This window comes from Pseudomonas sp. LABIM340 (assembly GCF_040017195.2).
In the GTDB taxonomy this organism is placed as follows: domain Bacteria; phylum Pseudomonadota; class Gammaproteobacteria; order Pseudomonadales; family Pseudomonadaceae; genus Pseudomonas.
This window is the reverse complement of sequence record NZ_CM200227.1, coordinates 4,940,247-4,965,121: the sequence shown is the minus strand read 5'-3', so window position 1 is coordinate 4,965,121 and position 24,875 is coordinate 4,940,247. Positions and strand designations below refer to the sequence as shown.

21 protein-coding genes, 2 tRNA genes and 1 pseudogene are annotated in these 24,875 nt (G+C 65.8%); 13 read left to right on the top strand and 11 right to left on the bottom strand.

Annotated elements, in window-relative coordinates; genetic code table 11:
* Positions 1–42 precede the first annotated feature (42 nt).
* The 3 genes from ABKS89_RS22725 to ABKS89_RS22715 are packed head-to-tail and all read right to left on the bottom strand — an operon-like array spanning position 43 to position 3,595.
* Positions 43–933 carry a metal-dependent hydrolase gene (locus tag ABKS89_RS22725; RefSeq protein ID WP_138215262.1) on the bottom strand — a complete coding sequence of 297 codons (891 nt, stop codon included), beginning with the start codon at positions 931–933 and terminating at the stop codon, positions 43–45.
* Between the two features lie 8 nt (positions 934–941).
* A complete protein-coding gene (locus ABKS89_RS22720) occupies positions 942–2,714 on the bottom strand; it encodes an SDR family oxidoreductase (protein ID WP_348587168.1) in 1,773 nt (590 codons plus the stop codon).
* Positions 2,711–3,595 (bottom strand): M24 family metallopeptidase, encoded by an 885-nt coding sequence (locus ABKS89_RS22715; RefSeq protein WP_348587167.1) that lies wholly within the window; start codon positions 3,593–3,595, stop codon positions 2,711–2,713. Before ABKS89_RS22715 ends, ABKS89_RS22720 begins: the two co-directional genes overlap by 4 nt.
* A gap of 392 nt (positions 3,596–3,987) precedes the next feature.
* Here ABKS89_RS22715 and ABKS89_RS22710 point away from each other — a divergent pair, with 392 nt between their 5' ends.
* The gene (locus ABKS89_RS22710; RefSeq protein ID WP_242015394.1) at positions 3,988–4,686 is read left to right on the top strand and encodes a MerR family transcriptional regulator; all 699 of its coding nucleotides are present in this window, start codon (positions 3,988–3,990) and stop codon (positions 4,684–4,686) included.
* Between the two features lie 4 nt (positions 4,687–4,690).
* On the opposite strand, the gene ABKS89_RS22705 is transcribed toward ABKS89_RS22710, so the two are convergent.
* On the bottom strand, positions 4,691–5,605 hold the full coding sequence (locus ABKS89_RS22705) for a LysR family transcriptional regulator (RefSeq protein ID WP_348587614.1): 915 nt from the start codon (positions 5,603–5,605) through the stop codon (positions 4,691–4,693).
* An 82-nt stretch (positions 5,606–5,687) separates the two neighbouring features.
* Here ABKS89_RS22705 and ABKS89_RS22700 point away from each other — a divergent pair, with 82 nt between their 5' ends.
* Complete coding sequence (locus ABKS89_RS22700) at positions 5,688–6,146, top strand: DMT family transporter (RefSeq protein WP_138215259.1); 459 nt, start codon at positions 5,688–5,690, stop codon at positions 6,144–6,146.
* 94 nt (positions 6,147–6,240) lie between these two features.
* Here ABKS89_RS22700 and ABKS89_RS22695 read toward each other — a convergent pair whose 3' ends face one another.
* Entirely contained in the window at positions 6,241–9,717 is a 3,477-nt protein-coding gene (locus ABKS89_RS22695; protein ID WP_348587166.1) for a PAS domain-containing hybrid sensor histidine kinase/response regulator, read from the bottom strand.
* Positions 9,718–9,946: 229 nt separating this feature from the next.
* On the opposite strand from ABKS89_RS22695, the pseudogene ABKS89_RS22690 reads away from it, so the two are divergent.
* The 4 genes and pseudogenes from ABKS89_RS22690 to ABKS89_RS22675 all read left to right on the top strand — a co-directional run bounded on the left by ABKS89_RS22690 (position 9,947) and on the right by ABKS89_RS22675 (position 16,026).
* Positions 9,947–10,548: pseudogene (locus ABKS89_RS22690) on the top strand (GNAT family N-acetyltransferase).
* 206 nt (positions 10,549–10,754) lie between these two features.
* On the top strand, positions 10,755–11,606 hold the full coding sequence (locus ABKS89_RS22685; RefSeq protein WP_348587164.1) for a helix-turn-helix transcriptional regulator: 852 nt from the start codon (positions 10,755–10,757) through the stop codon (positions 11,604–11,606).
* Between the two features lie 205 nt (positions 11,607–11,811).
* Positions 11,812–13,983: a TonB-dependent receptor family protein gene (locus ABKS89_RS22680; RefSeq protein ID WP_348587162.1), complete on the top strand. Its 2,172-nt coding sequence runs from the start codon at positions 11,812–11,814 to the stop codon at positions 13,981–13,983.
* A 168-nt stretch (positions 13,984–14,151) separates the two neighbouring features.
* Positions 14,152–16,026 (top strand): MFS transporter, encoded by a 1,875-nt coding sequence (locus tag ABKS89_RS22675; protein ID WP_348587161.1) that lies wholly within the window; start codon positions 14,152–14,154, stop codon positions 16,024–16,026.
* Positions 16,027–16,089: 63 nt separating this feature from the next.
* On the opposite strand, the gene ABKS89_RS22670 is transcribed toward ABKS89_RS22675, so the two are convergent.
* The 4 genes from ABKS89_RS22670 to rdgC all read right to left on the bottom strand — a co-directional run bounded on the left by ABKS89_RS22670 (position 16,090) and on the right by rdgC (position 18,902).
* Positions 16,090–16,299: a cold-shock protein gene (locus tag ABKS89_RS22670; RefSeq protein ID WP_138215253.1), complete on the bottom strand. Its 210-nt coding sequence runs from the start codon at positions 16,297–16,299 to the stop codon at positions 16,090–16,092.
* Positions 16,300–16,504: 205 nt separating this feature from the next.
* Entirely contained in the window at positions 16,505–16,819 is a 315-nt protein-coding gene (gene sugE, locus ABKS89_RS22665) for a quaternary ammonium compound efflux SMR transporter SugE (RefSeq protein ID WP_017522056.1), read from the bottom strand.
* Between the two features lie 134 nt (positions 16,820–16,953).
* The gene (locus tag ABKS89_RS22660) at positions 16,954–17,910 is read right to left on the bottom strand and encodes a bile acid:sodium symporter family protein (protein WP_348587159.1); all 957 of its coding nucleotides are present in this window, start codon (positions 17,908–17,910) and stop codon (positions 16,954–16,956) included.
* Between the two features lie 71 nt (positions 17,911–17,981).
* A complete protein-coding gene (gene rdgC, locus ABKS89_RS22655) occupies positions 17,982–18,902 on the bottom strand; it encodes a recombination-associated protein RdgC (RefSeq protein ID WP_348587157.1) in 921 nt (306 codons plus the stop codon).
* 177 nt (positions 18,903–19,079) lie between these two features.
* Here rdgC and ABKS89_RS22650 point away from each other — a divergent pair.
* The 4 genes from ABKS89_RS22650 to ABKS89_RS22635 all read left to right on the top strand — a co-directional run bounded on the left by ABKS89_RS22650 (position 19,080) and on the right by ABKS89_RS22635 (position 21,077).
* Positions 19,080–19,155: transfer RNA gene (locus ABKS89_RS22650), tRNA-Val, on the top strand.
* A 13-nt stretch (positions 19,156–19,168) separates the two neighbouring features.
* Positions 19,169–19,245 (top strand) — tRNA-Asp (locus ABKS89_RS22645).
* Between the two features lie 285 nt (positions 19,246–19,530).
* Complete coding sequence (locus ABKS89_RS22640) at positions 19,531–20,277, top strand: FKBP-type peptidyl-prolyl cis-trans isomerase (protein ID WP_081520206.1); 747 nt, start codon at positions 19,531–19,533, stop codon at positions 20,275–20,277.
* 374 nt (positions 20,278–20,651) lie between these two features.
* The gene (locus ABKS89_RS22635; RefSeq protein ID WP_045210318.1) at positions 20,652–21,077 is read left to right on the top strand and encodes a YkvA family protein; all 426 of its coding nucleotides are present in this window, start codon (positions 20,652–20,654) and stop codon (positions 21,075–21,077) included.
* On the opposite strand, the gene ABKS89_RS22630 is transcribed toward ABKS89_RS22635, so the two are convergent.
* Positions 21,065–21,823, bottom strand: a complete 759-nt coding sequence (locus ABKS89_RS22630; RefSeq protein ID WP_518300961.1) for a substrate-binding periplasmic protein — start codon at positions 21,821–21,823, stop codon at positions 21,065–21,067. The genes ABKS89_RS22635 and ABKS89_RS22630 overlap by 13 nt on opposite strands.
* Positions 21,824–21,908: 85 nt before the next feature.
* Between ABKS89_RS22630 and ABKS89_RS22625 the strand changes: the two genes are divergently transcribed.
* From ABKS89_RS22625 to ABKS89_RS22615, 3 genes are all read left to right on the top strand, one after another.
* The gene (locus ABKS89_RS22625; protein WP_138215250.1) at positions 21,909–22,226 is read left to right on the top strand and encodes a helix-turn-helix domain-containing protein; all 318 of its coding nucleotides are present in this window, start codon (positions 21,909–21,911) and stop codon (positions 22,224–22,226) included.
* Positions 22,223–22,588: a hypothetical protein gene (locus tag ABKS89_RS22620; protein ID WP_081520209.1), complete on the top strand. Its 366-nt coding sequence runs from the start codon at positions 22,223–22,225 to the stop codon at positions 22,586–22,588. Before ABKS89_RS22625 ends, ABKS89_RS22620 begins: the two co-directional genes overlap by 4 nt.
* A gap of 70 nt (positions 22,589–22,658) precedes the next feature.
* Positions 22,659–23,075 (top strand): SEL1-like repeat protein, encoded by a 417-nt coding sequence (locus ABKS89_RS22615; RefSeq protein ID WP_242015393.1) that lies wholly within the window; start codon positions 22,659–22,661, stop codon positions 23,073–23,075.
* Position 23,076: 1 nt separating this feature from the next.
* On the opposite strand, the gene ABKS89_RS22610 is transcribed toward ABKS89_RS22615, so the two are convergent.
* Positions 23,077–24,825, bottom strand: coding sequence for a bifunctional diguanylate cyclase/phosphodiesterase (locus ABKS89_RS22610; protein ID WP_138215249.1), 1,749 nt, complete (start codon positions 24,823–24,825; stop codon positions 23,077–23,079).
* Positions 24,826–24,875: the final 50 nt, after the last annotated feature.

The window sequence follows — 24,875 nt, the reverse complement described above, 5'->3', positions numbered from 1 at the left end:
GGCGCGCGCCGCGCATCCACTGCGCGGGCGCGCCGGCAGGCCTTACGAGGCGCGCGCGGCCCGGCTGGCGGCCGGCGAACGGGCCAGGTAGTCCAGCGCTTCCTGGGTATTGGCCTCGTGGTCGGGGTGGTACCAGGGCTTGAAGTAGCGCAGGAAGCTGGTGGCCACCGAGCTGATCTTCGGCAGCACGCCGGACTTCGAGCCGTCGCGCCAGATCGCCGCAAAGGAGCGTGGCCGGGCGATGCTCGGGTCCTGGCGCGACAGGGTGCGGGTGCCGAAGGCGAACAGGTAGATGATCAGCGGCCAGACCACGAACATCCACAGCTGGCGGCTGACGAAGGTGCCGCCCAGGTGCACGTGCAGGTCGTGGGCGACATTGCGATGCTCCACTTCTTCGGCGCCGTGCCAGCGGAACAGGTCCAGCAGCACCGGGTCGGCCTTGGCGCGGTCCAGCGCATCGGCCTCCAGGATCCACTTGCCGAGTACGCAGGTGAAGTGCTCCACCGCCGCGACGATGGCGCAGCGCTGGCCGATCCACCAGCGCTTGAGCCAGGCCGTGCGATTGAACAGCGTAAGGCCCAGCGGCGTATCGCTGAGCAACTGCTCGAACAGGTAGTCCATGACCTTCAGGTAGCGCGTCGAGTCGATACCGTGATGGCTCAGGTAGCGCTCCAATGCGCCGTTGTGGGCGCGGGCATGCATCGCTTCCTGGCGGATGAAACCCTGCACGTCGTCGCGCAGGTTGCCTTCCTTCACGAAGGGCAGGGCCTTGTTGTACAGCCGGCAGAACCACAGCTCGCCGGCCGGCAGCATCATGTGGATGACGTTGACCACGTGCGAAGCCTCGGCCTCGCCGGGAATCCAGTGCAGGGGCGAGTCGCTGTAGTCGAACTGCACCTTGCGTTGCACCAGCTTGTGATGAGGGTCGTTCATGGGGATTCTCAGGCAGTCAGGTTGAGGCGGGCGAACAGGCGCGACAGCCAGGGCATGAAGCGCCATTGCAGGGCGCCCAGATGCACTTCGCTGCCAACCTTCACCACCGGCTGGTTGCGCTCCACCGCGCGGGTAATGCGTTCGCCGACGGTGTCCGGGCTGAGCCGGCGCCGACGGTAGAAGCGCTGCACCTTCGCGCGGTGTTTCGCCTGTTGTTCGTCATCCAGTCCGGCGAAGCGGGTGGCCTGGACGATGCCGGTATCGACGAAGCCCGGACACGCCGCGCTGACGCCGATGCCATTGCCCGCCAGCTCGGCGCGCAGGCACTCGCTGAGCATCAGCACCGCCGCCTTGCTGGTGGCGTAGGCCGGGTAGTTGCGCGACGGCGCGAAGGCCACGCCGGAAGCGACGTTGACCAGGTGCCCCGGCTTGCCGCTGTCGACCATCTGCTTGCCGAACAGCCGGCAGCCGTCGATCACGCTCCACAGGTTGATGCGCAGCAGGCGCTCCCATTCCTCGGGAGTGGTCTTGAGCATCGGTCCGGCCATGCCGATACCGGCATTGCTGACCACTACGTCGGGCACGCCGAGGCTGCTCTTCACCCACTGCGAGAAGCGCTCCATGGCGGCGCTGTCGCCCACGTCCACGCAATAGCTGTAGGCGCTGGCGCCCACCGCGCGGGCGAGTTCGGCGCTGCGCTCGGCGGCGGCTGGGTCGATGTCCGCGGCCAGCACGCTGGCGCCGCGTTCGGCGAAGCTCAGCAGGGTCGAACGGCCTATGCCGCCGCCGGCACCGGTGACCACCACCAGCTTGCCGGCGAACGGGCCGGCGCCGGGTTTCAGTGCGGCGCGCTGCAGTTCCGGTGTGGCTTCGCCGCCCTCGATGTGGCTGACGAATTCGTCGATCCAGCCGCCCAGGCGGGTCGGTTCGGCGAGCAGCTGCCAGTGCCCGGCAGTGACGTCACGGCGCCACAGGCGCGGCGCCCACAGCGAGAGTTGCTGGAACAGTTGCTGGCCGACGTAGCGGTCGCGGGTCGGCACGATGAGTTGTACCGGCACCTCGGTATGGCGCTTGCGCGGCTTGAAGATCGAGGTGATGAAGTTGGCCCGGTAGAGCTTCACGCCGTGCTCGCCGTCGCTGGCCTGGTGCGGGTTGCGTGCCGGGTTGCGGATGCCTTCGACCTTGCGCAGGTACTGCGGCCAGGCCTTCGCCGCGCCGAAGCGCCACGACAGCGACGGCAGCAGCGGCAGGTGGAAATAGTAGATGTACCAGGAGTGCAGCAGCTGGCTGATCATCTGTAGCAACGCGCGTGGCGTCTTGCGGCGCAGGCGGTCGCGCATCCAGAAGCCGACGTGGTCCAGGCAGGGGCCGGAGACGCTGGTGTAGGAGGCGATTCGGGCGCGCAGCTGCGGATCGGTGACGCTCTCCCAGGTCTGGATCGAGCCCCAGTCGTGTGCCACCAGGTGCACCGCGCGCTGCGGGCTGACCGCATCGAGCACGGCCTTGAGGTCCTGGCTGAGCAGCTCCAGGCGGTAGTCGCGGGTCTTGCGCGGCTTGTCCGATTCGCCCGCGCCACGCACATCGTAGGCGACCAACTGGTAACGCCCGGACAGCCGACGGATCAGCGGCAGCCAGACTTCATGGTTGTCCGGATAGCCATGGACGAACAGCACCATCGGCAGGTGCGGCTCACCCCAGCGCCATACAGCCAGGCGCACGTTACCCGATTGCACGTCGAGGCGCTCCGGCGTTGGCAGCGCTTTCTCCAGCATCGCGTTCATGCCACCTCCCGCCGCGCCGGGGCGCTGATCAGGCCGCGGGCGATCCAGCGGCGCACGTGGGGCAGGTCGTCGTCCAGCCAGTAGGCGTCGTCTTCGGTGACCACCAGCAGCTCCTCGAACTTGGCGCCGACACCGCGCAGGCCCAGATGCGGCTCGACCGCCCAGAGGCCGGGTGTCGGCGCGTGTTGCGAGCGGTCGTTGCTCGACCACAGCGGCGACCAGCCTTCGCGGCGGCCGGTGATCAGGGCGTTCTTCATCAGCGTGGCGATGTTGCGTACGCCGAAGCGCGCCAGCGACGGGCCGCTGTCCCGCGCGCCGAGTTTTTCCACGCGGTGGGCCAGCACTTCGAAGGGGTAGGCCTTGTGCCGCGGCAGGGTGCCCTGCCGCTGGCAGAGGCGGTCCACCGACTGGCTGACTTCGGCCAGGGGCAGGCGCTGGCGCACCTTTTCGACGATCAGGTTGCGGTGCGCCAGCAGGTCGTCCATCAGGCGCTCCACCAGCAGGTTGTGGCCCAGCGCGCCGGAGTAGCCGACGTCGGCGGTGTAGGCGCCCAGGGTCGGCGCGCAGTCGAGAATGAACGGCATGCCTTCCTCCAGGCGCTGCTTGCCGGGGTAGAAGGCCAGGTTGAAGCCGCCCAGGTGGCGCAGGCCGTCGAAGCCCTTGAACGAAGTACGCGGGCCGAACCAGGCGAAGGGCTGGTGGAACCAGTCGCGCACGCCGTGATCGAGCAGCCAGGTTTTCATCAGGGCGGCGGTCTCGCGCTCGCTGATGCCCGGACGCAGTTCGCCGGCAATGGTTTCGCAGCAGCGGTAGGCCAGTTGCTGAGTCTCGCGGAAGTGCCGCAGGTCTTCGTGGGTGGGCACCCAGGCGCCTTGGGACATGACTTTCTCCAGGCTGGTTATTGTTATCGTGACATTGAGCAATGTCACGATCGATGCTGACCCATCGGCGGGCGTTGCGCCATGCCGTGCGCGCCGGGCCCTGAGTGTTACCGGGGCGCGGAGCCGCTGGCGGCGCGGGTTGTGGAGGGGCGGGGGATTTGTGGCGGATGCAGTTCCCGTCTTTGGTTGGGCTGCCGGGCTGTGCGGCGGATCACTTTGGGACTAGTGCTTTCGATTGTTCTGAGGGCGCAACGGTGACTATCATCCGCGCCATGAGCACACCCCTGAATCTGCTGCAGCGCCTGCTGCAACGCCCGGACGATGCGCCCTCCACGGTGGAGGACGAGCGCGAGTACACGGTGGATGAGCTGGCCCGCGAAGGCGGCACCACGGTGCGCAACCTGCGCGCGTATCAGGATCGCGGCCTGCTGCCGCCGCCCGAGCGCCGCGGCCGCGCCGGGGTGTATTTCGCCAGCCACCTGCGCCGGCTGCGGCTGATCAACCGCCTGCTGGAGCGCGGCTACAACATCGCCAACATCAAGGAATTGCTGCAGAGCTGGGAGCATGGCCACGACCTGGACCATGTGCTCGGCCTCGACGAAGCCATCGTCGGGCCGTGGAACCTGGAGTCCGCTGGCAGCATCGAGTTCAGCGAGCTGCAGGCGCTGTTCGGCGATGAGTTGAATGATGCGGTGATCGACCAGGCGCTGGCGCAGGGCCTGCTGGCTTTCGATGGCGAACGCATCAGCATTCCAAGCCCGCGCCTGTTCAATGCCGGCGTCGAACTGTACCGCGCCGGGATTCCACTGGCGTCGCTGCTGGATCATCTGGCGGTGCTGCGGACCGACACCGAACACCTGGCCGCCGGCATCGTGCGGCTGGTGGTGACCCATCTGGTGGACAAGCCCGGCGCCGACCTGCTGCCCGGCGCGGCGGACCTCGAACGCCTTGCCGAAGTCTTCCAGCGCCTGCGGCCAGTGGCCGAGCAGGTGGTGCTGGTGGAGCTGGCGCGCGGCCTGAAACGCTCGGCCAACGAGATGCTCGGCGAGCGTGTCGGGGAAATCCTCCGCCGGCTGGAAACGCCGGAGTAACGCCTCAGGTCCGGCCGGCCACCTCGGCCAGTTTTCCACGTAGCCAGCGCCGCGCGGGCTCGTCCTCGCTGGTTTCCGACCAGATCTGCACGAAGTCGAACGGTGCCAGTTTCAGCGGCGGCTCGAAGCTCGCCAGGCCTTGGCTTTCGAGATCATCCGGGAGCATTCGCGCGGCGATGGTCAGCACCAGGTCGGTGCCCACCAACAGGCTGGGAGCGACGCTGAAGTGCGGTACGGTGGCGGCCACCTGACGGCGCCGGCCGAGTTTTTCCAGGTGACTGTCGATCTCTTCCGCCGGGCTCTGTTGCAGGGCGACCCGCAGGTGCGGGGCGGCGAGGTAGTCGTCCAGGTCCAGGCGCTGTCTTTTGCCCAGGGTTTCCCTCGAGCACAGGCAGACGAAGCGTTCCTCGAACAACTGCTGCACACGCAGCCCTTCGGGCAGCATCGGGAAGACCCCGATTGCACCATCCAGCTCGCCGCTCGCCACCTGCTCGGCCATGCCCACACGCGAGGCCTGGCGCACGTCCAGGTGAATGCCCGGCGCTTCGCGGCGCAGGAGCGGCAGCAGGACCGGCAGTACCACCCAGGTGCCGTAGTCGGACATGCCCAGGCGCAACTCCAACTCGGCGCTGGCCGGGTCGAAATCGTCGCCCAGTACCAGCCGGCGCACGCCGCCGAGGATTTCCCGCAGCGGCCCGGCCAGCTCGAACGCGCGGCGGGTCAGTTGCATCTGGTTGCCGGCGCGCACCAGCAACGGGTCGTCGAGCAGGTCGCGCAGACGGTTGAGCGCATGGCTCACCGCCGGCTGTGTCATCGCCAGCCGCTCGGCCGCGCGGGAGACGTGGCGCTCGTCCAGCAGCGCATCGAGGATCACCAGCAGGTTGAGGTCGATGCGGCGCAAGTCATGAATCGAGTGCATCTGTGCTGTACCGATCATTCATTTCCATGCGCGGGATGGATAGCAGAAGCTGAAGGCATCGACAAGAAACGGAGGAAAGTCGATGTCGAAACTGCTTCTTCTGCTGCCCGCCATCGGTGTAGGTGCGCTGGTCGCCCTGCAGGCCGGCAGCAATTCCCTGCTCGGCCGCCAGTTGGGACACCCACTGAGCGCCAGCCTGACGTCCCTGGGCGTAAGCCTGGCGGCGGTGATCATCGCGCTGCTGGCCTTCCGCGTGCCGCTTCCACCGGCGGCGGGCATCGCCACCACGCCCTGGTGGGGCTGGCTGGGCGGGCTGTTCGGCGCGGCCTACCTGACGGTCGCGGTGATGCTGGCGCCGCAGCTGGGTGCGGCGACTTTCCTGGCCTGCGTGGTGGCGGGGCAGATGCTGATGTCGGCGTTGTGCGACCAGTTCGGCTGGGCCGGCTTCCCGGTGCGGCGGCTGTCGCCCGAGGGCCTGCTGGCCGTCGGGCTGATCATCGCCGGGGTGGTGTTGTTGCAGTGGCGGGGGAGGGTGGCTTGAGTCGGGGGCGGAGTCGCCTGGAGGACCCTCTCCCCAGTCCTCTCCCTTCAGGGAGAGGGTTAGAAAGAGGGTACCAAGCCCCCGCTGAGAAGCATCAGCGCAAACTCAAATGCCGACTCAACAGCGCCCGCAGCGCCGCCGGCTTCACCGGTTTGGGCAGGAAGTCCAGCCCCGCCGCGTGGATCTGCGCCACCAGTTCGGGGCGCGCGTCCGCGCTGATCACTACGCCCGGCACCGGTTCACCCAGGCGGGTGCGCAGCCAGGCCATGAGGTCGGTGCCCAACTCGCCGTCGTCCAGGTGGTAGTCGATCAGTGCCAGTTGCGGGCGTGCATCGCCTTCGAGCAACGCTTGGCATTCCTCTCGGCTACGCGCGGTGAGCACGCGGCAGCCCCAGCGGGTCAGCAGGCTGTTCATGCCGGTGAGGATGCTGTCTTCGTTGTCGACGCAGAGCACCTGCGCGCCATTGAGCTGTTCCGGGGTTTCCACCTTGTGCCCGTTGAGCGGTGCCGGAGCCGGCTGGCGCGCCAGCGGCACGCTGACGCTGAACACGCTGCCCTTGCCCGGCCAGGAGCGTACTTCCAGGCGGTGGCCGAGCACCTTGCACAGCCGGTCGGCAATCGCCAGGCCGAGGCCCAGGCCCTTCTCGGCGCGAGTCTGGTGGCTGTCCAGGCGTTTGAACTCCTCGAAGATCACCTGGAGCTTGTCCGGCGGGATGCCCGGACCGTGGTCCCAGACTTCCAGGCGCAGGTGCCCGGCCTCGCGGCGCACGCCGAGCAGCACGTGGCCCTTGGCGTAGCGGAAGGCGTTGGTGAGGAAGTTCTGCAGCACGCGGCGCAGCAGCTTGATGTCGCTTTCCACGCGCAGCTTGCTGCCGCGCACATGGAAGTCGATGCCGTGTTCCTGGGCCAGGACGCGGAATTCCACGCCGAGGGTGTCGTACAGGTTGCTCAGCGGGAAGGCCGCGACGTCGGCGCTGACGCGCCCTCCCTCAAGACGCGAGATATCCAGCAGGTCGGTGATCAGGTCCTCTGCCGAGCGCAGCGACGAGTCCAGGTGGCGCACCAGTTCGGTGGCCTCCTCGGGCAGTTTTTCCTGGTGAGCGAGGGCGGCGGAGAACAGCCGCGCGGCGTTCAGCGGTTGCATCAGGTCGTGGCTGACCGCAGCGAGGAAACGTGATTTCGACTGGTTCGCCGCCTCGGCCGTGCCCTTGGCCTCGGTGAGCGCCTGGTTGAGCTGCGACAGCTCGAAGGTGCGTTCCTGCACGCGCTGCTCGAGGCCTTCGTTGGCGTCCTTCAGGCCCTGTTCGGCGTCGCGGTAGTTGGTGATGTCGGTAAAGCTCATGACGAAGCCGCCGCCGGGCATGGGGTTGCCGATCAGCTCGATCACCCGGCCGTTGGGGAACAGCCGCTCGGAAGTGTGCGGCGTGCCCTGGCGCATCCAGTACAGGCGCTTGGCGACGTGCAGGTCCGGGTCGCCCGGTCCGCAGAGGTTGCGCTCGGCGTTGTAGCGGATGATGTCGGCGATCGGGCGGCCGACGTAGATCAGCCCGTCCGGGTACTCGAACAACTCGATGTAGCGGTGGTTCCAGGCCACCAGGCGCAGCGACTGGTCGACCACGCTGATGCCCTGGGTGATGTTCTCGATGGCGCCCTGCAGCAGTGCGCGGTTGAACTGCAGCACCTCGGAGGCTTCGTCGGCGATCTTCACCACGTCCTCCACCTGCATCTCGCGGCCTTCGATGGCGGCCTTCACCACGGCGCGCGCGGAGGAGGCGCCGAGTACGCCGGCGAGGAGGCGTTCGGTGTGGGCGATCCACTCGTCGTTGGCGTTCTGGCTGGGGGTGAAGCCCTTGCCCTGGCGATAGGCGAAGCGGATGAAGCTCTGCCGTGCACGCTCTTCGCCGACGAAGCGGGCGGCGAGCATCAGCAGGTCTTCCAGCTGCACCGCGAGCATCGAGCGCGAGCTGAGCTTCTGGGAGATCTCCTGGCCGATGAAGCGGCTGGCCTGCCAGTGTTCGGAGACGCGGGTGCGGGAGAACACCGAGACCAGCCCGAACAGCGCGAAGTTGCCGATCAGCGAGAGCAGCACGCCGAGGGTCAGCGGCTCGATGGACAGGCCGAACGGGCGGCCGGCGAGCCACGCCAGGCCGGGAAAGGTTTCCAGCGGCCAGCCCAGGCCCTTGGCGACCACCGGCAGCACCAGGGTGTAGGCCCAAAGCAGCGAGCCGGCGGCGAGGCCGGCGAACACGCCGCGGCGGTTGGCCTGCTTCCAGTACAGCGCGCCGATCATCGCCGGGCCCAGCTGGGCGATAGCGGCGAAGGCGATCTGGCCGATGGTGGCGAGGCTCGCGGTGGAGCCCAGCAGGCGGTAGCTGACGTAGGCCAGCAGGAGGATCAGCGCGATGCTCACCCGGCGCACGGTCAGCAGCCAGTGGCGGAACACCTCGAAGGGCTGCTCGGCTTCGCCTTTGCGGCGCAGCAGCCAGGGCAGCAGCATGTCGTTGGAGACCATGGTGGACAGGGCCACGCTGGCCACGATCACCATGCCGGTGGCCGCCGAAGCGCCACCGATGAAGGCCAGCAGGGCCAGCGCCGGATGCGCCTCGGCCAGCGGCAGGCTGATCACGAAGGAGTCGGGCATCACGCCGGCGGGCAGGTGCATCTGCCCGGCGAGGGCGATGGGCACCACGAACAGCGCGGCCAGCACCAGGTAGATCGGGAACACCCAGCGCGCCAGGTTGAGGTCGCGCGGCTCGATGTTCTCCACCACCAGCACGTGGAACTGACGCGGCAGGCACATGATCGCGGTCATCGCCACGCCGGTCTGCAGCAGCATCGCCGGCCAGTGCACGGTCTCCTTCCAGTACTCGTTGAGCTGCGGGGCGACGCGGGCCTTGTCGACCAGGTCGCCGAAGCCGTCGTAGAGGCCGTAGGTGACGAAGATGCCGACGGCGATGAAGGCGGTGAGCTTGACCAGCGACTCGAAGGCGATGGCCAGCACCATGCCGCGGTGGTGCTCGGTGACGTCCAGGTTGCGGGTACCGAAGACGATGGTGAACAGCGCGAGGATCAGCGACACGATCAGCGCCGTGTCCTGGGCGCGGATGCCGCTGGAGTCGGGGCCGGCGCCGATCAGCAGGTTGACGCCGAGGACTATGCCCTTGAGCTGCAGGGCGATGTAGGGCAGCACGCAGACCACGCAGATCAGCGCCACCACGACCGCCAGCGCCTGGGACTTGCCGTAGCGCGCGGCGATGAAGTCGGCGATGGAGGTGATGTTCTCCTGCTTGCTGATCATGATCATCTTCTGCAGCACCCACGGCGCGAAGAGCATCAGCAGCACGGGGCCGACATAGATCGGCAGGAAGGACCACAGCTGGTCGGCGGCCTGGCCGACGGCGCCGAAGAAGGTCCAGCTGGTGCAGTAGACCGCCAGGGACAGGCTGTAGACCCAGGCGCGGACGCGCGGCGAAAGTGGGGCGCGACGGCGGTCGCCATAGAACGCGATGGCGAACAGGACCGCCATGTAGAGCAGGGCGACCGTTGCGATCAACCCACTGGACAACGACATGCTGACTCCGGAAGTGAACTGGCTCCCCCGCAGGAGCACTGGCAGCAGTTTCGCACCAAAGTCCGGAACTGTCAGACGCCTGCTACCAATGTCTCAGTGGTGCTGTGTCGCGGCTCACACTTGAGGGCGGAGCGCCGGGCTGGTAGCTTGCCGGCCTTTTCGCGGTCCGTCTGTCGTGCGCCTGCCGGCGCGCGGCACTTCAGCGGGCCGCTACGCTCTGATGTGAGCGATGATTTCGCGTCGAGTTTCGAGGAGGGCGCCATGTTCAGACCGTTACCCATCACCTTGCAGCGCGGGGCCCTGCGCCTGGAGCCGATGGTGGAGGCCGACGTGCCGGACCTGGTGACGCTGGCGGAACAGAACCGCGACGTCCTGCAGTTCATGAGTGCGCCGGGGCGCCCGGACTGGTACCGCCAGGGCCTGGCGGACCAGCGCGAGGGCCGCGCCCTGCCGCTGGTGGTACGCCTGGGCAACCAGATCGTCGGCACCACGCGCTTCATGGATTTTCTCCCGGCGCTGCCGGCCTGCGAGATTGGCGCCACCTGGCTGGATCAGGCCCAGCACGGCAGCGGCCTCAACGCCACGATGAAGTACCTGATGCTGCGCCACGCCTTCGACAGCTGGAAGATGGTCCGCGTGCAGTTCAAGACCGCCGCCAGCAACGAGCGCTCCCAGCGCGCCATCGAGAAGCTCGGCGCGGTGCGCGAGGGCGTACTGCGTAACCACCGGCGCTTGGCCGGCGGGCGGCTGGACGACACCATCCTCTACAGCATCACCGACCAGGAATGGCCGCAGGTGAAGGCCGCGCTGGAAGCCGGTTTCAACGGCTGAGTGATACTCTGTTCGCGGCTCAAGACCCCTCACCCTAACCCTCTCCCCAGGGGAGAGGGGACCGATCGGCGCAGGATGAAACCGTTATGTCAGCCGGCACGGATTGACCCCTCTCCCCCTGGGAGAGGACTGGGGTGAGGGCAAGCACAGGCACAGAGGTGCCAGCAATGGCTCGGCGTTTAGATCATTCCAGGGCGGAGTAGTGCATGGCAGAACACAACGCGAGCGGCGAACGCACCCGCTTCTGGCGCGCCCAGGAGCTGGGCGGCGTCGAGCTGCTGCACGCGTGCTACATCGAGCAGGTGTTCTCGCCCCACGTCCATGAAGGCTTCGCTTTCGTCATGATCGAGCAGGGCGCGCAGCGCTTCCACCATCGCGGCGCCGAGCACTTCGCCCCGGCCGGCAGCGTGGTGTTGATCAATCCCGACGAAGTCCACACCGGTTCCAAGGCCGACGAGGCCGGCTGGCGCTACCGCGGCTTCTACCCGGAGCTGGCGCAGGTTTCCGGTGTGCTGGAGGAGCTGGAGCTCGGCGGAGGCGGTACGCCGTCGTTCGATGCCAGCGTGGTGTTCGACCCGGAGCTGGTGCAGGCGCTGTTCGCCGCCCACCGCCTGGTGGATTCCGACGCCACCGTGCTGCAGCGCCAGACCTGCTGGCGCGAGGCGCTGTTGCTGCTGTTCCAGCGCCATGCGCGGATTCCCGAGGCACCGCCAGCGGGCAAAGAGCCCGTGGCTGTGGCTCGCGCCCGCGAGCTGCTCGGCTCGCGATTGATGGAGCCGCCGTCGCTGGAAGAACTGGCCGCCGCCGTCGGGCTGTCGCCCTTCCACTTCGCCCGCGTGTTCCGCAAGGCCACCGGCTTGCCGCCCCATGCCTGGCTCAAGCAGCGCCGGCTGGAGCAGGCGAGGGCGTTGCTCAAGCAGGGCTGCATGCCGGTGAACGTGGCGATGCAGCTGGGCTTCGCCGACCAGAGTCACCTCAGCCGGCAGTTCAAGCAGGCCTATGGCGTCGGCCCCGGCGAATACCGTCAGGCCTGTGCGCGGTCTTTCCGTCCCGTCTGATTTTTCCGGCGTCGTTATCGGCCAGAGCCCGCCACCGAAGGGCTGCTGGCCTATTGCCGTGGCTGATGAACAGTCGTTCGAGATGCCGAAAAGAGAATCTGAGTCAACCGGAATATTTTGTCATTTGCGATACATTTGCATTTACAAAATTTACAATCAGTTCTAATTTCCCGCCCCTTCACGAAGTACCCGGGGAGGGGGAAGCATGTCGCACGTTCGTTCGTGGTCGCGCCTGGCGATCGCCGTAGCCCTGGCCACGCCGCTGCTGCCAGCGCAGGCCGAGGAAGAGACCAAGGAGCTGGAGACCGTCACCGTGGTCGGTGACTGGCTCGGCGAGGCCGATCAGCAGGTGGTGCAGAACCACCCCGGCGCACGCACCGTGGTGCGTCGCGAGCAGATGATCGAGGAAGGCGCGCAGAACGTGCGCGACGTGCTGCGCGGCATTCCCGGCGTGCAGGTGCAGAACAACAACGGCACCGGCGGCAGCGATGTTTCCCTCAACGTCGGCGTGCGCGGCCTGACCTCGCGCCTGTCGCCGCGCTCCACCGTGCTCATCGATGGCGTCCCCGCCGCCGTGGCACCCTACGGCCAGCCGCAGCTGTCGATGTTCCCGCTGTCGGTGGGCAACCTCGACAGCGTCGACGTCGTGCGTGGCGCCGGTTCCGTGCGCTATGGACCGCAGAACGTCGGCGGGGTGATCAACTTCGTCACCCGCGCGATTCCCAAGGAATTCTCCGGCGATGTCGGCAGCACCGTGGAAACCGCTTCCCACGGCGGCTGGAAGAAGCTCTACAACGCCTTCCTCGGCGGCACCGCCGACAACGGCATGGGCGCTGCGCTGCTGTACTCGGGCGTGAAAGGCGCGGGCTACCGCGACAGCAACGACGCCACCGATATCGACGACGTGATGTTCAAGACCCACTGGGCACCCACCGACGCCGACGAGTTCTCCGCCAACTTCCACTACTACGACGGCAGCGCCGACATGCCCGGCGGCCTGACCCAGGCGCAGTTCGACAAGGACCCGTACCAGTCGGTGCGCGACTATGACAACTTCACCGGCCGTCGCAAGGATTTCTCGTTCAAGTACAAGCGGCAGATCGACGACCTCACCCAGGTCGAAGTGCTGACCTACTACAGCGACAGCTTCCGCGGCAGCACCATCGCCAACCGCGACCTCAAGACCCTGGCGTCGTACCCGCGCGACTACCACACCTTCGGTATCGAGCCGCGCGTGTCGAAGATCTTCATGGTCGGCCCGACCACCCAGGAAGCGAGCATCGGCTACCGCTACCTGAAGGAAGCGATGCACGAGCGCGCCAGCCAGGTTGCCCTGATCAACAACATCCCGACCACACTGCCGACTCCCGGCGGCGACGGGCACACCTACCAGGACCGCACCGGCGGCACCGAGGCGAACTCCATCTACCTCGACGACAAGATCGACGTGGGCAACTGGACCGTCACCCCGGGGATCCGCTTCGAGCGCATCTCCACCGACTGGCACGAGCGCCCGGTGATCGACAACAAGGGCAAGCCGGTCCAGGAAAAGAACCGCAGCAAGGACTACAACGAGCCGCTGCCGGCGCTGGCGGTGATGTATCACCTGTCGGACGAGTGGAAGCTGTTCGCCAACTACGAGACCTCCTTCGGCAGCCTGCAGTACTTCCAGCTCGGCCAGGGCGGCAGCGGCAACGACACTGCCAGCGGCCTGCAGCCGGAGAAGGCGAAGACCTACGAAGTGGGCACCCGCTACGACAACGGCACCTGGGGTGGCGAGGTCACGCTGTTCTACATCGACTTCGACGACGAGTTGCAGTACATCAGCAACGACGTGGGCTGGACCAACCTGGGCGCCACCAAGCATCAGGGCATCGAGACCTCGGCGCACTACGACATGGCTGCGCTCGACCCGGTCCTTGCCGGCCTGACCGCCTACGGCACCCTGACCTACACCCGCGCGACCTACGAAGGCGAGATCCCCGGCTTCAAGGGCCGTGACCTGCCGCTCTACTCGCGCCAGGTGGCGACCATCGGCCTGCGCTACGAGCATGACCGCTGGACCTACAACTTCGACGGCTTCGCCCAGTCGAAGCAGCGTGCGCCCGGCCCGACCACCAACTCCAACGGCAGCTTCACCGGCGACTACATCACCGAGCCAACTGCCGACGGCCAGTACGGCAACATCCCCGGCTACGTGCTGTGGAACGCCCGCGTGGGCTACGACTTCGGCCCGCAGGCGTCGAACCTGAAGGTCGCCGCCGGAGTGAAGAACATCTTCGACCAGATGAACTACACCCGCTCCAGCGACAACAACGCCGGTATCTACCTCGGCGAGCCGCGCACCTTCTACGTGCAGGGCAGCGTCGGCTTCTGACGTCTTCCCGGCTCGGTGAAAAGCCCGTCCTTCGCGACGGGCTTTTTCATGCACCGATTGCACTGTTCGAATGGATTTGTGCGGGAAATGTGGCTTTTCTTCACGCTGTTGCCGTCATATCCGTGCTGTCATTCCGGCTCAAGGCCGCTACGCAGGTATACAAGGACGATGTCTCAACACTCGCAATTCGCCCTGCTGGGCACCAAGCGATTCCTGCCCTTCTTCATCACCCAGCTGCTGGGTGCCTTCAACGACAACATCTTCAAGCAGTCGCTGATCCTGGCGATCCTCTACCACCTCACCGTCGGCGGTGACCGCAACCTGCTGGTCAACCTCTGCGCGTTGCTGTTCATCCTGCCGTTCTTCCTGTTCTCCGCCCTCGGCGGACAGTTCGGCGAGAAGTTCAACAAGGACGCGCTGATGCGCGCGCTGAAGCTGGCCGAGATCGTGATCATGGCGGTGGGCGCCGCGGGCTTCGTGTTCGGCAGCCTGCCGCTGCTGTTCCTTGCACTGTTCGCCATGGGCACCCACTCGGCGCTGTTCGGCCCGGTGAAGTACTCGATCCTGCCGCAGCACCTGCGCGAGGACGAGCTGGTCGGCGGCAACGCCCTGGTGGAAATGGGCACTTTCCTCGCCATCCTCTGCGGGACGATCGGCGCAGGCGTGCTGATGTCGCGGCAGGACTATGCCGCCGGCGTCGGCATTGCCGTGGTGCTGGTGGCCGTCTGCGGCTTCCTCGCCAGCCGCAAGATTCCTCGCGCCGCCGCCGCGCTGCCGGACCTGAAGGTCGACTGGAACATCTTCCGTCAGTCCTGGAGCATCCTCCTGCTCGGCCTGCGCCAGCGTCCGGCAGTGTCGCGCTCGCTGGTGGGCAACTCCTGGTTCTGGTTCCTCGGCGCGGTCTACCTGACGCAGATCCCGACCTATGCCAAAGAACTGCTGCACGGCGACGAGAGCGTGGTGACGCTGATCCTCACCGTGTTCTCGGTGGGCATCGCGCTGGGCTCGATGCTTTGCGAAAAGCTCTCCGGCAAGAAGGTCGAGATCGGCCTGGTGCCCTTCGGCTCCATTGGCCTGAGCCTGTTCGGCATCCTGCTGTGGTGGCATTCGGGTGGCTTCCCGCAGGGCGAGCAGCCCTACAACTGGCTGGCGGTGCTGGAGCACTCGCAGTCCTGGGCGGTGCTGGCGGATATCCTCGGCATCGGCATCTTCGGTGGCTTCTATATCGTGCCGCTGTACGCGCTGATCCAGGCGCGTACCGAGGAGGACAAGCGCGCCCGGGTGATCGCCGCCAACAACATCCTCAACGCGCTGTTCATGGTGGTCGCGGCGATCGTCTCGATCCTGCTGCTGTCGGTGGCGAAGCTGACGATCCCCGAGCTGTTCCTCGTGCTCTCGCTGATGAACGTCGCGGTGAACGTGTACATCTTCAAGATCGTGCCCGAGTTCACCATGCGCTTCCTGGTGTGGCTGCTGACCCATTCGATGTACCGGGTCGACCATCGCAACCTCGAAGCCATCCCCGACGAAGGCCCGGCCGTGCTGGTGTGCAACCACGTGTCCTTCGTCGACGCGCTGCTGATCGCCGGTTCCGTGCGCCGTCCGGTGCGCTTCGTCATGTACTACAAGATCTTCCGCATCCCGGTACTGAACTTCATCTTCCGCACCGCGGGCGCGGTACCCATCGCCGGGCGTAACGAAGATGCCGCGACCTACGAGAAGGCTTTCGCCAAGGTCGCCGAGTACCTGCGAGAAGGGGAGCTGGTATGCATCTTCCCCGAAGGCATGCTGACCCTGGACGGCGAGATGAACGAGTTCCGCGGTGGCGTGGAACGCATCATCGAGGAGACCCCGGTGCCGGTGATCCCGATGGCGTTGCAAGGGCTGTGGGGCAGCTTCTTCAGTCGCGATCCGAACAAGGGCTTCCTGCGCCGCCTGTGGTCGCGGGTCTGCCTGGTGGCCGGTCAGCCGGTGGCGCCGGAGGAGGCCAAGCGCCTGGCGCTGCAGGAGCAGGTCGCCGTGCTGCGTGGTGCGGCGCGCTGACTATTCTTGCGGCAAAGAAAAAGCCCCGGCAATGCCGGGGCTTTTTCATGGGCGTGTCGCGGTTCAGATAACCTGAACTTCGTCAGCCTGCAGGCCCTTCTGGCCTTCAACTACTACGAAGGAGACCTTCTGGCCTTCCTGCAGCGATTTGAAGCCGTTGCCCTGGATGGAGCGGAAGTGAACGAAGACATCGTTGCCGCTTTCCGGAGTGATGAAGCCGAAGCCCTTGGCGTCATTGAACCACTTGACGGTGCCGGTCTGACGATTCGACATGGAAATACACCTTGAACAATTGAATATTGTTTTGCGGAAAAGTCCGCGCTCGTCCTGAGTTGCAAGGTGCAGTCGAAGCCGGTTGGCGGGGCGTGGCCCCACCTGGTCACGAGCCACAGTGACCCAAGCAAACACAGTGGCCCGCAGCATACCGACAAATTTTCGGGAAAGCGACAGCCCGCCGGTATCGAGAACCGATACAGCGTCAGTGGCTCAATTTCAGTCCGACCAGTCCGCACAGGATCAGCGCGACGCTGAGCAGGCGTACCGGCGCCATGGACTCGCCGAACAGCACGATGCCGACGATGACGGTGCCCACCGCGCCAACGCCGGTCCAGATGGCGTAGGCGGTGCCCAGCGGCAGATTTCTCATGGCCAGGCCAAGCAGGCCCATGCTGGTGATGATCGCCAGCACGGTCAGAGCGGTCGGTATCGGACGGGTGAAACCTTCGGTGTATTTCAATCCGACGGCCCAGGCGACTTCGAACAGGCCGGCGACGAACAGAATGATCCAGGACATGGAACTCTCCAGACGGTGGAAGGTATGGAGGGCCGTCCCCGCTGGAGCACCGGAAGGTGGTGAGGTCGTCCTCACAATGTGCAGTATTTTGCACAAAACCGGTGCGCCGGGCAAGCCGGCGCCGGTTTCCTGCCCTATTGCGGGGCCTTTTCCCGGACCGATGGCTCGTCGGTCATTCGGCGGAACCAGGTGGAAAGCGTGGCGCCGGAGATGTTGTGCCAGACGCTGAACAGCGCGCTGGGCACTGCCGCCAGCGGCGAGAAGTGCGCGCTGGCCAGGGCCGCGCCAAGGCCGGAGTTCTGCATGCCGACTTCCAGCGCCAGTGACTTGCGCTGCGCCAGCGGCAGGCCGAAGACCTTGGCGGTGAAGTAGCCGAGCAGGAAACCGAAGCCGTTGTGCAGGATCACCACGGCCATGATCAGCAGGCCGGATTCGGCGATCTTCGCCTGGCTGGCGGCGACCACCGCGGCGACGATGATCACGATGGAGATCACCGAAATCAGCGGCAGCACCTCCACCACATGGCGCACCCGCGCGCCGAGCAGGCGCTGGGCAGCGAGGCCGAGGACGATGGGCACCACGACGACCTGCAGGATCGACCAGAACAGTGCACCGAAGGACACCGGCAGCCACGCCGAGGCCAGCAGCCAGATCAGCGCCGGGGTGAGCAGCGGGGCGAGGAGGGTGGTTACGCCCGCGATGGCCACCGACAGCGCCAGGTCGCCGCGCGACAGCCAGGTCATCACATTGGAGGCGGTGCCGCTGGGGCAGCAGCCGACCAGGATGACGCCCACGGCGATTTCCGGCGGCAGGTGCATCAGCTGACAGAGCAGCCAGGCCATGCCGGGCATGATGACGAAATGGGCGATCACGCCGAGGGTGACGCGCCAGGGATGCCGGGCGACTTCGGCGAAGTCCTCGACCTTGAGCGTCAGGCCCATGCCGAACATCACCACGCCGAGCATGGGCACGATGGCGACGGTGAGCGGGGTGAACAGGGAGGGAACGAAGAACGCCAGGATGGCGAAGAGCAGCACCCAGAGGGCGAAGGTGTTGCCCATGAAGCGGCTGAGCAGGATGAGAGCACGCATGGGCCGTCCTTCTTTTTATGTGGGCCTTTTATGGTGTCAGGCGCCGCGCGAACGCGGCGCCTGAAGGGGCATCAGATGCCTTCGGGCATCGCTTCGCCGCCGAGTGCTTCGATCAGCGCCGGGATGAACTCGGCGAAGGTCAGCATCATCAGGGTGAAGCTGGCGTCGAGCTGGCCGAGGGCGTCTTCGCCGCCGTCCTGCTCTGCCTTTTCCTGCAGCATGTCTTCGAAACGCAGGCGCTTGATCGCGACCTTGTCGTCGAGGACGAAGGACAGCTTGTCCGACCAGGCCAGGGACAGCTGGGTGACCAGCTTGCCGGAGGTCAGGTGCAGCTGGATTTCCTCGCTGGTCAGGTCCTGGCGCTTGCAACGCACCACACCGCCGTCTTCGTGGGTATCACGCAGCTCGCACTCGTCGAGGACGAAGAAGTCGCCGGCGGCTTCCTGGGTCTTCACCCAGTCGGTCAGGGTGGCGGTCGGTGCGGTCTTCACGGTCAGCGGGCGAACCGGCAGCGAGCCCAGAGCTTCGCGCAGGGTCGACAGCAGATCTTCGGCCTTCTTCGCGCTTGAGGTATCGACCAGGATCAGGCCGAGGCTCGGGGCGATGGCGGCGAAAGTCACCGAACGACGGATGAAGGCGCGCGGCAGCAGGGTCTGGACGATCTCGTCCTTGATCTGGTCGCGTTCCTTCTTGTAGACCTTGCGCATCTGCGTGGCTTCGATCTCGTCGACCTTCTCCTTGAGCGCGTCACGCACGACGCTGCCTGGGAGAATGCGCTCTTCCTTGCGTGCGCTGACCAGGACGAAGCCTTCGCTGGCGTGCACCAGCGGGGCGTCCGGGCCCTTGCCGAAAGGCGCGGAGAAACCGTAGGTAGTCAGTTCCTGGCTGGCGCAGGAGCGCGCCGGCTTGCTGGCCAGGGCTTTCTCCAGGGCATCGGCGTCGATCTGCAGATCCTGGGTGAGTCGGTATACGAGCAGGTTGCGGAACCACATGAGGGGCTAACTCCTGGACACAAAGGATGCATTATTCCGTTCGGCGCGGTTCAGGCCAACCCCGTTTCGTCATTCGCTCTCTTCATCTAAGCCTTTGGAACATCTGAAAATTTTTTTCATCCGGGGGCTTGCCAGGTATCAATGTCCTCCGTAGAATGCGCCCCACTTCGAGACGAAGGGTGATTAGCTCAGCCGGGAGAGCATCTGCCTTACAAGCAGAGGGTCGGCGGTTCGATCCCGTCATCACCCACCACTCGAGGTCCGACGCAGCGGTAGTTCAGTCGGTTAGAATACCGGCCTGTCACGCCGGGGGTCGCGGGTTCGAGTCCCGTCCGCTGCGCCACAATTCGAAAAGCCCTCAGGTAGCAATACCTGAGGGCTTTTTCTTTGCCTGCCTTTTTATCGGCAACGGGCTTTCCTGCGAAGCTTCCCGTCGAAAGTTGCTCGTTTCGATCACAGCGATTCCGTGCTGGCCGTCTGACTTATCCTGTTAATTTTCTTATAAGTTTGCTGTGGGAACTTCTCCCCCGGTAGTGGTTCCTATTGCCCATAGCCACTGGCCACGAGCGCCTGATAAGCTCGCGGCTTCATTACTTCAGCCATGACGGCGCAAAGACAAGGATTCAGCATGAAACAACATCGGTTGGCGGCAGCGATCGCGCTGGTCGGCCTGGTTCTCGCGGGCTGCGACAAACAGGCCGCCGAAGTGGAACTCAAGACTCCTGCGCAGAAAGCCTCCTACGGCATCGGCCTGAACATGGGCAAGAGCCTCGCCCAGGAAGGCATGAATGACCTGGATTCGAAAGCCGTCGCCCTGGGTATCGAAGACGCCGTCGGCAAGCAGAAGCAGAAGCTGACCGACGAAGAGCTGACCGAAGCCTTCACTGCCCTGCAGAAGCGCGCTGAAGAGCAGGTCGCCAAGAAGAATTCCGAGGCCCTGGAAGCCGGTAAGAAATTCCTCGAGGAAAACGGCAAGCGTGAGGGCGTGGTCACCACCAAGTCCGGCCTGCAGTATGAAGTCGTGAAGAAAGCCGACGGCGCGCAGCCCAAGGCCACCGACGTCGTCACCGTTCACTACGAAGGCAAGCTGGTCGATGGTACGGTCTTCGACAGCTCCATCCAGCGTGGCAGCCCGATCGACCTGCCGGTTGGCGGCGTGATTCCGGGTTGGGTCGAAGCCCTGCAACTGATGCACGTCGGCGAGAAGATCAAGCTCTTCATCCCGAGCGAGCTGGCCTACGGCGCCCAGAGCCCGAGCCCGACCATCCCGGCCAACTCGGTCCTGGTGTTCGACCTGGAGCTGCTGGCCATCAAGGACCCGAACCAGCCTGAAGCCGAAGCTCCTGCGCCGGCCGCGGAAGCGCCCAAGCAATAACTGAGTACCTTCGTACCAGAGAAAACGCCCCGTTACCCACGGGGCGTTTTCATTTGTGCGGGAAGCGCTCTGGAACGCTGCGCTGACCGCCGGGTCTGAAAGGGAGTAACCTTGGGACCGGTGTTACCCTTATGCACATATTTGACGCAGATGAAACAATGTCCTCCCCTTGACATTGATGAGCCCATCGCTTAGCCGCAACTGCATGATTTTTAACGCATTTACAGGGCTGAACAAAAAATCGCCGATCTGTCTGCAGCCCTCATGGCTCGGGCGTTTGGGCGATATCGAGGGTGGCTTTCAACAGAGTTATCCACAGGAAAGGTGGATAACCTGAACCTGCTTTGTACGAACTTTCCTATCGAGGTGAATCGATGAAAAAGCCTCCGGGATTTGACCGTTTCCTGAAGCTCGCCAGCCGTTTCATCGCTGGCGGGAGATTGCCGGCGCTGCTGTTTGCGGTGTCGCGCAAGAGTGGCCGGGTCAAGCTGGCCAAGACCGATCTGAAGCTGCTGCAGGAGTTGCTGGTGGCCTGGGTGCGTGGCGATTACCGCGGCATCAGTTCCCAGGCGCTGGTCTCGGTGGTGGCGGCGCTGTTGTACTTCCTCTCACCGGTGGACCTGGTCCCCGACTGGCTACTGGGCGTCGGTTTTCTCGACGACCTGGCGGTGCTGGCCTGGGTGATTCGTCGCTGGCAATCGGAGATCGATGCCTTCAAGGTCTGGCGCGATGCGCAAGGCGTGGAAACCCGCGAAGCCCTGAAGCAACTACCGCCGCCGGAAGCGATTCAGCGTCTCTGACTCAGCCGTGCAGTCTGTTCGCCAAGCAGGCGCTGGATCGAGCCATCGTTCACCATGGCCTGCAGCACGGCGTCCAGTCGTTCGGCGGGGAGCGGTAGCGCCGGACCGTACGAGCAGTGGATGGAGTAGCGCTGCACATTGCTGCTGTTGATCGCCACGGGCAGTTCATGGTGCTGCGCGAGGAGGAACTCCAGCGGGCGGCGCATCTCGATCAGTGCGTCCAGGCGATGGGCTTCGAGCATGTGCAGGCGGGTATCCAGGTCGCGCACGTCGGCGCGCTTCACACGGCCTTCGGCGAAGGCTTGCATCAGCGGCGCGGGGTAGACGTAGCCCAGGCTGGTGCCGATGCGGATGTCGTGCAGCTGCGCGAGATTCTCCACCGGTGGCGCGTCCGCACGCTGGGCCAGGGCGTCCTCTTCCTCGAACAGGCTCGGCGACCAGTGCAGCTTTTCCGGCGCCTTCATCCACTGCGGATTGTTGATGCACAGCAGGTGGATCGCGCCCTGGGCGAGGGCCGGTTCTGCGCGCTTGTCCGGCGTTTCCACGAAGCGAACCTCGAGCCCCAGACGCTGTCCGACGCTTTCGCCCAGATCGCGGATGAAGCCAGGTGCCAATTCATGGTCGATACTTTCTGCGTAGGGCATGCCGTTGCTTGGCGAATAGCCCCAGCGCAGTTCCTCGGCACCACACAGGGCGCTGGCCAGGCAGAGGCAGAGCGGAAGGAAGCGCGGCAAGTCGGTCCCCATGTCTGGTGGCGAGAGGCGGTGCGCAGTATAGCCGGCACAGGCGCGCATCAGGCTGTTAAGATGGCCGCCTGCAAGGAGTGTTGTCATGAACGTTCAAGTCATCATGCGTGACGGCGAAGCGGAGTACGCCGTGGTTCCCTGGGCTGAATACCAGGCCCTGCTGGCTGCCGCCGGCCGTGGCGTCGCCCAGGTCGTCAAGCCCGTTGCCGCCCCGGCACTCGACGAGAAGCCGGACTGGAAAACACTGCGTGAAGCCCGTGGCCTATCCCTTGAAACGCTCGCGCGTTCGGTGGGTATCAGCCCGTCCTACCTGGAACTGATCGAGAACGGCGAGCGCGAAGCCAGCGACGCCATCCAGCATGGCCTGCGTCGTGCCCTGGGCACTGGGGAGTCCGCTTCTTGAGCGTGCAGATCAGTCGCAAGCATTGGGAAGGCCTGCTCGGCGAGCTGGAAGACGCTCGCCGCCAACGCCATCTGCTCACCTACCGCGCGCTGATCGAGCGCCTGCAACTGCCGACCCCGGCGATGACCGTGCTGACCGCCGCGCTGGAACACCTGGCGGCGCTGGATGCCCGGGGTGGTCGTCCGCTGCGCAGCTCGCTGGTGATCAGCCAGGGCGCCAGCCGCCTGCCGCGAACCGGTTTCTTCGAGTACGTCGAGCGCCTGGGCCGCTTCTCCGGCGCGCCGGATGGCCCCGCCGCCGCCGGCTGGCATGCGGCGGAAGTGGCGCGTGTCTTCGAGTTCGAGTACCCCGAGGAGCTCTGACGTGGCGACACCCCGCGAGCTGTTCTGGCGCCAGCGTGCGCGGTTGAGTTACGCCGTGGCGCGACGCCTGATGGGCTGGCCGTGGATGGTTCGCCAGCCGCGTTCCTGGGCCTGGATGCAGGGCCAGTTTTCGCGCATGGCAGCGCTCGGAGATGTAGGGGCGCAGAGCTTCTACGGGCACCTGCTGCTGTTCCGCGGACAGGGTTTCGGCGCTCGCGAGGAAGGCCTGCGTCTGCTGCGTCTGGCTGCTTCGGCGGGGGACCACAAGGCGGCGTACCAGGTGGGCGTGCAGGCACTCAAGGGCGATACCCGCCATGCCGGTGATGCGCAGGAAGCCGCGCGCTACTGGGGCCAGGCAGCCGAGGCGGGCCACCCGCTGGCGGCGCGCAAGCTCGGCGAGCTGTATCGCAGCGGCGGCCCAGGCCTGGAGGCCGATGAAGCCCTGGCCGAGCGCTACGAAGCACGCGCTCGCCAGCTGGGCCTCTGACTCATTCGGCGGTGAGGATGTGCAGGCTGTAGCCCGGCATGTTCTTCGCGTGGCGCTTGGCCTCCGATGCCAGCCCGGCCAACTGGCTGGCATCCAGGCGCTGCCCGGCGCCACTCTTCACGTGCACGACGCCGATCGACAGTGACAGCAGCGGATATTCCTCGCGTCGCCCCTGGCGGTTGTGCGCGACGAAGCAGCCCGCGTCCAGGTGCTCGCGGCTGTAGAAGCGCCGGCACTGCCCCTGGAAATCCTCCAGCAGGTGATTGAGGCGTTCGCGCCAGTCCTGCGTCCCCAGCACCAGCATGAAGTCGTCGCCGCCGATGTGGCCGACGAAGTCCCGCGTCGGGTCCACGCGCTCGCCCAGGCACTGCGCCAGGCAGAGCAGTACCTCATCGCCGCGCGCATAGCCGTAGAGATCGTTGAAGGGCTTGAAGCTGTCGATGTCGACGTAGCACACCACGGCTTCGCGGCCTTGCTGCAGCAGGCGCGACAGGCACTGCTGGATGGGCACGTTGCCCGGCAGCAGGGTCAGCGGGTTGGCGTGGCGGGCCTGGCGGATCTTCTGCTCGGTGATCAGCTTGAGCACGTCGATCACCCGGCCCAGGCCGAGGTAGCGGCCGTTCAGGGTGATGATGAAGTCTTCCTCGATGCGCTGCCGCGCGCGGCTGGTGAGCAGGCGGCTGACCTGCTGCAGCGACTGGCTGCGCTCTACCGCGAGGAAGTCGTCGCTCATCAACCGGCTGATCGGCTTGCGCGCATACAGCTCCGGCGCGAAGGGCTTGAGCAAGGCGTCGGACAGCGCGTGCCGATGGACGATGCCTACCGGCTGCTCGTGGCTGTCGAGTACGGCCAGGGAGTTGAGGTTGGCCTGGGCGCGGAAGGCTTCCAGTACATCGCCGATGGGCGTGCTGTCGCGCACGGCCGGTTGCTCCAGCAGCAGCGGCTCGAGGTCGGATTGATCCTCGGCAAGCAGGGTGCCGGCGTTGTCGACTTCCGGAAGCAGGCCGCGGGCGTCACGCGGCGGCGTTTCGTTGGGGCGGCCGAGCAGGTAGCCCTGCACCAGGTCCACGCCCATCTCCGAGAGCACGGCCAGCTCTTCCGGAATCTCGATGCCTTCGGCGATCACCTGGGCGCGAGAGGCGTGGGCCATCTTCAGGATCGAGCCGACGAACTCGCGCTTCACCGCATCCAGGTGAATGCCCTCGATGAAGTGGCGGTCGATCTTCACGTAGTCGGGGCGCAGCTCGGACCACAGGCGCAGGCTGGAATAGCCGGCGCCCAGGTCGTCCAGGGCGATGGAGAAGCCCATGGCACGGTAGTGGTGCAGCGCGGTGTCGAGGAGGCTGAAGTCCTCGATGGGCGTCTGCTCGGTCAGCTCGATCACCACGTCACTGGGCGAAATGCCGAAGGTCTGCAGCAACTGCAACGTGCGACCGGGCTGGTGGGTCGGTTCCAGCAGGGATTCCGGGGACACGTTGAGGAACAGCTTGCCCTCCAGCTTCAGGTCGCGGAAACGCGCGCAGGCCTTGCGCCGGCACAGTAGTTCCAGCTGGCTGAGGCGGCCGCTGCTGCGGGCGATGCTGAACAGTGGCAGGGGCGAGTGCAGGGGACCGTTGGACGGGCCGCGCGTGAGGGCTTCATAGCCCACCAGACGCCTTTCCGAAAGCGACAGGATGGGCTGGAACAGGCAGTGCAGGTCGCCGTGAGCGAGGATCTGGTCCAGCGCGCTCAACTGCTCGGTGACGGTCATGACGGTTCTCGGTGGCTGTAAAAAGCAAAAGGGCCGGTTTCCCGGCCCTG